Genomic DNA, 6,613 nt, shown 5'->3' on the forward strand with positions numbered 1-6,613 from the left:
GCCCGTCAGGGGCGTCGGCCTTCAGCGAGTGGTTAGGCGTCCGTGTGCCCCTGGCGCCTTAGGACGACATGCGTGGCCTTCTCCGACGCTACGAATTCAACGCATTCGTATCCCAGAGCCCGCAAGTCGACCCCTTCGAACAGCGATTCTCCCCGGCCGAGCAGGACCGGCGCGACGGCAATGTGCAGATCATCGATGAGGCCCTCGCGAAGATACTGCTGAATTGTGTCCGGCCCACCGCCAATGCGCACGTCCATTCCGGCAGCGGCCTCGCGTGCACGGTCGAGCGCCTCGCGAATGCCTCCTGTTATGAAGTGGAACGTCGTGCCGCCTGCCATCTCGATGGGGGGACGAGCGTGATGGGTCAAGATGAAGACTGGAACGTGATACGGTGGATTGTCTCCCCACCAGCCTTTCCAGTTTGTGTCCGGCCAGTCCCCACGAATGGGTCCGAACATGTTCCGCCCAAGAATCCAGGCTCCGACATTCTGAAAGCCGCGGGCGGCGAAATCATCGTCAACCCCGGTCGTACCGCCGTCCTTGCCGAACAAGGCTTGCTGGAACGTGTGGGTTGGGACTAGCCACTGATGCAGTTCCGTCCCGCCAACGCCGAGCGGATTGTTGATGTCTTGATTCGGGCCTGCACCGTATCCGTCGAGCGAAATGGTGAAGCCCGCAACGCGAATGCGTGTCATCGTTTGCCTCCGTTTAGACGCCTAAGGCTGCGCTGAAGAAGCCGCCGTTTTCGGCGACGGTTTGCTGCTGAATTTCGGAATGCGAGATCAGCGACGCGACTGGTTCGATTTTCTTGCCCTGAAGGGCCTTGCAAGCGGGTCTCTCGACCCACTTTGGCCCCTCATGGACGCACCTGTGCCATGAGCCGCTCGCGGCTCATGTAGATGTTGCTCAACGCCAGTGCGGTGAAGGCACGCGTGGCGTTCTTCGCCAAGCCGCGATAGCGCACCTTGATGAAACCCCACAGCCGCTTGACCACCGCAAAGACGTGCTCGACCCGCGCACGTATCTTCGACTTGTTGCGGTTCTTCGAGCGTCTGGTGTCATCGACCTCACCACTTCGCCTGCGCACGCGCTGGTTGGTAAAGTCCTTCGCTTGCGGTGCCTTGCTGGCGATGAGTTCCTTCTGGCTCGCATACGCGCTGTCACCATACACACGCCGCTCGGCGCCATGCAGCAGAGCCGGCAGCGGATGCTTGTCATGCACGTTCGCAGCCGTCACTACCGCGCTGTGTGCCAGCCCCGTCTGGCTATCCACGCCGATGTGCAGCTTCATGCCGAAGTACCACTGCTGGCCCTTCCTCGTCTGATGCATTTCGGGGTCTCGCGTCTTGTCCGCGTTCTTCGTGGAACTGGGCGCACCGATGATGGTGGCATCCACGATGGTGCCGGTGCCAACCTTCAGGCCGTGCCCTTGCAGTACCTCGCCGACCTTGGCAAACAACTGCTCGCCGAGCTTGTTGCGCTCCAGCAGCCGGCGAAACCTCAACAGCGTCGTGCCATCGGGAACGCGCTCGCGCCCCAGGTCAATCCCAACGAATCGCCGCAATGCGGTGCTGTCCAGCAGCGCTTCCTCGCAGGCTTCATCCGCCAGGTTGAACCAGTGCTGCACAAAGTGCATGCGCAGCATGCGCTCCAGGCCAACTGGCGGGCGGCCGCCTTGCCCCTTCGGATAGTGCGGCTCGACAACCTCGCACAACTGCGTCCACGGTATGATCTGCTCCATCGTCTCAAGGAACACATCACGTTTGGTTGGTCGACGGTACTGTTCGAATCCGGCGCCTTGATCGGCCGCCATCGCAAGGGTCTGTTGTTTCATCCGCATTTAACGTCTTACCGCCCAACGGCGTTGACCTTTTTCAGCGTAGCCCTAACGTAATGTGGACCGCAAAGCTGCATGGTTTGCCGGAACTACGCGAAATAGTCTGGCAGCAGATTTTTGCTCAACCCTATGTCTCCAGGAGAAGTTTTCCGAATTTGTAAGCTGGCATACAGCGGCGACCATCCATCCAAACACGGCACGCACCTGCCCAGAGCCAACTTTTGCCTGCCGCAGGCGTACGATGAACGGCATAGTCCCGTTTGAGGACGGCTTGATTGATGGAGGGTCGAGATGAGACGTCTTTATTTCCTCGCATCTGACACGTCGACGGCGAAGGCGATCGTAGACGACTTGCTGCGGACGCGGATCACATGGCGACATCTCCATGTTCTCGCGAATCACAGCGTCGCACTCGAACAGTTACCCGAGGCAACTTTGCTGCAGAGCAGCGACGTCGTGCACTCACTCGAACGCGGCGTGGCGCTCGGCGGTGCGACCGGAGCGCTTGTCGGCCTCGTGGCGCTGGCGTTTCCTCCCGCGGAGCTCGCTATTGCGGGCGGAGCCGTCATCGCATTGACGTTGGCGGGTGCCGGCTTCGGGGCCTGGACGGCCGCGATGATCGGCGTCGCCGAACCGAATGCACGACTCGAGCGCTTCCGGGACGCCATCCGTGACGGCCAGCTCCTGATCATGGCCGACGTGCCTGGATCGCGCGAACAGGAGATCGAGCAGATGGTCGCGCAGCATTTTCCGAAGGCCGATATCGAGGGCGCGGAGCCCACGACACCGATCTTCCCCTGAGAAGCAGTCGGGACGAGGCGAGCGGCGCCACCTTTGGGGGCGACTGCGATCGAATAAGGGCGGGGACGTCTCGGCCGATACCGTTGCGGGCAGCTTTCGTTAGAATCTGTTTTCGATTCTTTTACTCGTCAATTACCGGAGGCGAACGTGCCAGGTCTACTTCCCGATGTCGACCGCGATGGACTCCTCGAATATTCGGTCGTCTACACCGACCGATCAATCAATCACATGTCGCAGCTCTTTCAAGGAGTCGTACGCGATATTTCCGGCGCCCTGAAAAAAGTCTACAACGCGAAGTCGGCCGTTATCGTCCCGGGCAGCGGGACTTTCGGCATGGAAGCCGTCGCCCGGCAGTTCGCGACGAACAGGAAGTGTCTGGTCATCCGCAATGGCTGGTTCAGTTTCCGCTGGTCGCAGATTTTCGACATGGGCGACATTCCGTCTGAATCGGTGGTGTTGAAGGCGCGTCCGGTCGAACGAGGTAGGCAGGCCGCATATGCACCGGCTCCGATCGAAGAAGTCGTCGCTGCGATCAAGGAAAACAAGCCGGATCTGGTCTTTGCGCCGCATGTCGAAACCGCATCCGGGATGATGCTGCCTGATGCCTACTTGCGCGCGGTGTCCGACGCTGTGCATGCCGTCGGCGGCATGTTTGTACTGGATTGCATCGCCTCCGGTACGATCTGGGTGGACATGCAGGCCAGCGGCATCGATGTCCTGATCAGCGCACCGCAAAAAGGATGGAGCGCGTCACCCTGCTGCGCAATGGTCATGCTCAGCCCTCTCGCCCGCGAAAGAATCGACGCAACGACCAGCACCAGTTTCGCTTGTGATCTTGGGAAATGGCTGCAGATCATGGAAGCCTACGAGAACGGCGGGTTCGCCTATCACGCCACGATGCCCACGGACAGTCTCGCGACGCTGCGCGACGTCATGAAGGAAACCGAGGCATATGGCTTCGAGAAAGTCAAAGCTGAGCAGCTTGAACTCGGCAAGCGCATTCGCTCGCTCATGAGTGACAAAGGTTTCAAAAGCGTGGCGGCTGAAGGTTTTCAGGCTCCTGGCGTCGTGGTCTGCTATACGGACGATGACGGCATACGATCCGGCAAGAAATTCGCCGATGCCGGCTTGCAGATCGCGGCCGGTGTTCCCCTTCAATGCGACGAGCCAGAAGACTTCAAAACCTTCCGCGTCGGATTATTTGGCCTGGACAAACTGCATGACGTCGAAGCTGTGGTCGCCAGGCTCGCCAAGGCGTTGGACAGTATTCTTTAGAGCGTTTTTCCAAAGCACGTGCGCGTGGCTCGCTTTCGCGACCGGCCGCCGCACGGCGCCGCGGATGGTGCGACTGGCTGCGCACCATCCGGTTGCAAGTGGCTGTGCGACTGGTCTCCCGCGCGATACAGAAACCGTTCCAAAGAAGAATGATGGGCTGCGTGCAGGCGATACGGCAGCAGCGGGAAAAGGCTTCCCGCTCAGCCGCCGTGCGCGCGCAGAAACCGGCCAACGCGGACATGCTAAGGTCGCTCTACCGTGACACCCCACGCGTGCCGCAGAACTTCGACAATGCGCAGCCGTTCAAGTACACACCGGACGCGATAAGCGACGATGTGCAGAGCATCGCGGCGCGCGGAGTGAGCGAAGCGCACGACGCAGAATGCCACGCGCAGTACGAACGAGACATGGACGAATGCACTGCCTATCGGATGGCAATGGGTGGGCAGAGATTCATGGATGTGTGCTCGCAGAGAGCATTTCAGCACTATCAACGATGCAGACGATATTGAATGGCAACTCACCCACAAAAGCGATGTGTCGTGGTCATGTGGTCGGAGGAAAAGCAGGCACTGGTCTCCTATACGCTTGACGTTGAAAAGGTGCTGGCGGTTACCACGCGACAGTTTCCTTTAGAACTTCCCGTGGCCGACTACAACAATACGCTGGACGATGAGTTCGCGCGTCGGTTCGGCGGGGCGACGCTCAATCTTCTCGCTCTCTCAAATCCTGAACTCAGGCCGTTCATCAAGATTACCTCGGCTGACGACTGACTTGCCGAATGGAAACCCTCGACGGGATCATCGGGGGTGACGAATGCCTCAGGAAGTCAATCGAATGTTAGGTTCACTGAACAGTAGCCGACCCGATCCCGTCGACCGCTCGCGCCGCCTCGACGGCAATTTTCAAGTCGAAGCGGGTACCGCTTCGAAAATAGGCCGGTGTATAGCGTGTTCGGGGCTTTGCGAATGCTACGGAGTCACGGGATCGTGACAACAAACGCAAATCCTGTTTCCCTCCGGGTCGCGGAAGTACGCCCCGTAATAGTCCGGGTGATAGTGTGCTCGCAAGCCGGGAGGACCTTCGCAAGAACCTGAGTTTGCCAGCGCGCTAGCGTATGCGTTGTCGACTGAACGACGATCAGGCGCAAGCAATGCCACCATTTGACCGTTTCCGTGTTCTGCTGCGTTGCCATCATATGGCCTGCCGATAAGGAAGAGCGGGCGCGGCATACCCTCAGCCATCCAACCAGCCCACGGTTTATCTGGCTCGCAAAACTTCAGTCGATGTCCCAACTCGCTCATGACGACCGAATAGAACTTCAACGCACGGTCAAAGTCATTAACCCCAACGAAAACATGCGAAATCATCCTGGTCTGTTCCTGTTCGAGTTGCGATGTCTTTGCACGTTATCACGGTGGAGTTGCGCTTGACCTCTTGAACGCTCGCGAGCGTCGGGCGTGCGAGTGGAAACCTGGAAGCTTCGATTAATGAATATGTAATGACAAGCGGCAGAACCGTGCACGCATGCCCCCGATTGGGCGGACGACAGGGGAACGCGCTCGCACATGGTGCCTGGGTACATTCAGTCCGTCCGCCGCATTCCGCCAAGAAGCCTTCTGACAGTGCTGCCGCCCAATCCCGCGCCCTTCCTCACAACATCCGTCTGACCGCTGAGGGACCCGAAGTTCGGCTCCTCCGATAATTCCCCGCTCCAATACCTGTCGTGCGAATGGCATGACAGTTGCTTTGAACGTCTCCGCGCGCTGAGCCGCGGTCATTCGCAGCGAGCATCGGGATGGGCGATCAACGGAGAGGCAAATTGAAACTAATCAGTGCGGTCATCAAGCCATTCAAGCTTGATGAGGCTCGAGAAGCCTTGTCATCGCTTGGCGTCTCTGGAATCACGGTTACGGAGGTCAAGGGTTTTGGGCGTCAGAAAGGGCACACCGAACTGTATCGGGGCGCAGAGTACGTCGTCGATTTCCTGCCGAAAGTGAAGATCGAGGTCGCCGTCCCGGACGACATCGTCGATCAGGCTATCGAGGCGATCGAGCGTGCGGCGCGTACCGGAAAGATTGGTGACGGGAAGATCTTCGTGACGTCGATCGAACAGGTGATCCGGATCCGCACCGGCGAGACCGGCGCCGACGCCCTATAAAAAAACACTGGGATAAGAGGAAAGAGAGATGCGCAAACTGTTGATGACGTTGTTGATGGCCGGCTCATTGCTCGCCGGCGGGCTGGGCTCCGCATTCGCGCAAGACGCCTCGGCGCCCGCGGCCGCCTCAGTGCCGGTCGCGCAAGCGTCCGCGGCTCCAGCGGCACCGGCCGCGGCGGATGCCGCTGCATCGGCACCGGCCACCCCGACCGCGCCGTTCTCGGTCGATTCGTCGAAGATCAACTCCGGCGACACCGCGTGGATGCTGACCTCCACCGCGCTGGTGCTGTTCATGACGATCCCGGGTCTCGCGCTGTTCTACGGCGGCATGGTCCGCAAAAAGAACGTGCTCGCGACGCTGATGCAAAGCTTCGCGATCACCTGTGTCGTGACGATCGTCTGGACCGTGGTCGGCTACAGCCTCGCGTTCACGCCTGGCAGCTCGTTCATCGGCGGCTTCTCGCGCGTGTTCATGACGGGCATGAACTACATCAAGGGCGACAAGGCCACGACGCTGACCGTCAGCCACCTCGCGCCGA

Annotated in this window: 8 protein-coding genes and 1 pseudogene; 6 read left to right on the top strand and 3 right to left on the bottom strand. The window is 59.8% G+C overall.

Annotated elements, in window-relative coordinates:
* Positions 1-32: 32 nt before the first annotated feature.
* The gene (locus F6X39_RS25395) at positions 33-695 is read right to left on the bottom strand and encodes a dihydrofolate reductase family protein (RefSeq protein WP_187618610.1); all 663 of its coding nucleotides are present in this window, start codon (positions 693-695) and stop codon (positions 33-35) included.
* 161 nt (positions 696-856) lie between these two features.
* Entirely contained in the window at positions 857-1,834 is a 978-nt protein-coding gene (locus tag F6X39_RS25400) for an IS5 family transposase (protein WP_187618611.1), read from the bottom strand.
* 294 nt (positions 1,835-2,128) lie between these two features.
* On the opposite strand from F6X39_RS25400, the gene F6X39_RS25405 reads away from it, so the two are divergent.
* The 4 genes from F6X39_RS25405 (at position 2,129) to F6X39_RS25420 (ending at position 4,686) form a co-directional block, all read left to right on the top strand.
* Entirely contained in the window at positions 2,129-2,638 is a 510-nt protein-coding gene (locus F6X39_RS25405) for a DUF1269 domain-containing protein (RefSeq protein ID WP_187613072.1), read from the top strand.
* 147 nt (positions 2,639-2,785) lie between these two features.
* Entirely contained in the window at positions 2,786-3,913 is a 1,128-nt protein-coding gene (locus tag F6X39_RS25410) for an aminotransferase class V-fold PLP-dependent enzyme (RefSeq protein WP_187618612.1), read from the top strand.
* Positions 3,914-4,062: 149 nt separating this feature from the next.
* Positions 4,063-4,425 (top strand): hypothetical protein, encoded by a 363-nt coding sequence (locus F6X39_RS25415; protein ID WP_187618613.1) that lies wholly within the window; start codon positions 4,063-4,065, stop codon positions 4,423-4,425.
* Positions 4,426-4,686, top strand: a complete 261-nt coding sequence (locus F6X39_RS25420) for a hypothetical protein (RefSeq protein ID WP_187618614.1) — start codon at positions 4,426-4,428, stop codon at positions 4,684-4,686.
* A gap of 198 nt (positions 4,687-4,884) precedes the next feature.
* On the opposite strand, the gene F6X39_RS25425 is transcribed toward F6X39_RS25420, so the two are convergent.
* A complete protein-coding gene (locus tag F6X39_RS25425) occupies positions 4,885-5,283 on the bottom strand; it encodes a VOC family protein (RefSeq protein ID WP_187618615.1) in 399 nt (132 codons plus the stop codon).
* 452 nt (positions 5,284-5,735) lie between these two features.
* Between F6X39_RS25425 and F6X39_RS25430 the strand changes: the two genes are divergently transcribed.
* A complete protein-coding gene (locus F6X39_RS25430) occupies positions 5,736-6,074 on the top strand; it encodes a P-II family nitrogen regulator (protein ID WP_187618616.1) in 339 nt (112 codons plus the stop codon).
* 28 nt (positions 6,075-6,102) lie between these two features.
* Positions 6,103-6,613, top strand: a pseudogene (locus F6X39_RS25435) (ammonium transporter); the annotation flags it as partial.

This window comes from Paraburkholderia sp. UCT2 (genome assembly GCF_014397665.1).
GTDB lineage: Bacteria > Pseudomonadota > Gammaproteobacteria > Burkholderiales > Burkholderiaceae > Paraburkholderia > Paraburkholderia tuberum.